The organism is Enterococcus sp. RTP21361st1_A6_RTP21361_211029 (assembly GCF_040910045.1).
Lineage (GTDB): Bacteria > Bacillota > Bacilli > Lactobacillales > Enterococcaceae > Enterococcus_D > Enterococcus_D gallinarum.
The window spans coordinates 1-1279 of record NZ_JBDGBK010000213.1 but is presented as its reverse complement, the minus strand read 5'-3'; the positions used below and the strand labels follow the sequence as shown (position 1 = coordinate 1279).

The following is a 1279-nucleotide window of genomic DNA, read 5'->3' as shown; positions in this document are numbered from 1 at the left end:
GCACCTTAAGTCGGTTGTTCTGGACATCCACATGCTTGACGCGCAATGCAGCCGCCTCGCCCCATCAGAGGCCGCAGAAGCCCAGCGTCAAGATTAAAGCCCGGTAATTGCCGGATGCATTGGCAAGACTAACGTCGGTAATGGAAATGGTAGCATCGGCAAACCCGGCTGCTCTTCGGAATCGTAGCAGGGCAAACCCAATCAGCGGCACGTCAATGCCGATACATCGGGCAACCTACCGAATACCGGTGTTTCGGTGGTAGGTGTGCTATCGGTGATGGCGTTACTGTCCACTGCTGCCGTCGCCATCGGTCGTAAGGCGTCATTCCATGAACGCAATTAGCATTCGATTGGCTCGAGGGTAGGAGCATTCCGTACACAACGAGCAGGCTGTGCTTTGCAGGCGCGTCTGCCCGTTTTCCCATCGGCGGAGGTGTTGCCACATATTCGATATTCGCACTGATCCGTATCATAATGACTAATCGGTGAGGTAGGCACGGCTCATCGCGGCGTATGTCGGGTGCAGATAGATTACAAGTGAGGCGAAGAAGAAGGTCGCGGATGACGATGTTCGGTCCGTCGCCGGACGTCGCGTGCGTCGGCGTCACGCACGACGATGGCACCGTGTTCGCCCGCGCGCCCGATCGCGCGATGAGCCGACCATGGCCATGTACTTCTGATCCGTGCTCCAGCCGTCGGCGGGGAGGTGACGAGAACCGTAACGGCATGATCCGCCGGTACCTGTCCAGACGCTGCGAGATCAGGATGGACGTGGCGAAGAAAATCAGGGAGATTGTTGACGAGACCGACAGCCGTCCCATGCGCGTGCCGGACTACCTGACACCCAATGAGGCGTTCGTCGACGAATTGCTGGAATTACAGGACCAATAGAGGCGTTGCAGTTCTAAACAGACAACGAGGATGACGTAACTTGTACAAACCTGTGTTATCCTGTATACAGTTGTTCAATGTCAATGCCGATTGTATCAGCATTGTTCTGGAGGTCGAAGATGACTGCTTACACCCGGACGGAACATCTGCGGCACGAGCTCGCCTCGCAGATTAGGAATGGCACACTCAAGCCAGGGAACAGAATCATGTCCGAAACGCGCCTGGCCGAGGAGTACCAGGTCTCCCGCGGCACTGTGCGCAGGGCCTTGGAACAATTGAAGAAGGCGGAACTAATCGAAACCCGTATGGGATCGGGCAGTTATGTGGCGTTCAATGGCGGTAGCATGAGCGGGCCGGACGGATGGACTTCGGCCTCGTTGCGTTCAGG

Annotated in this window: 2 protein-coding genes; both read left to right on the top strand. The window is 56.7% G+C overall.

The window, feature by feature from the left end; all coding sequences use genetic code 11:
* The first annotated feature begins 561 nt into the window (after positions 1-561).
* Positions 562-891 carry a hypothetical protein gene (locus tag AB5Z52_RS17125; protein WP_080714884.1) on the top strand — a complete coding sequence of 110 codons (330 nt, stop codon included), beginning with the start codon at positions 562-564 and terminating at the stop codon, positions 889-891.
* Between the two features lie 119 nt (positions 892-1010).
* Positions 1011-1279: winged helix-turn-helix domain-containing protein (locus AB5Z52_RS17120; protein WP_368267150.1), on the top strand; the 269-nt coding region annotated here is incomplete at its 3' end.

Coding starts and splice junctions, on each gene's coding strand:
- AB5Z52_RS17125 (WP_080714884.1), top strand. CDS start 562: ATGACGATGTTCGGTCCGTCGCCGGACGTCGCGTGCGTCGGCGTCACG.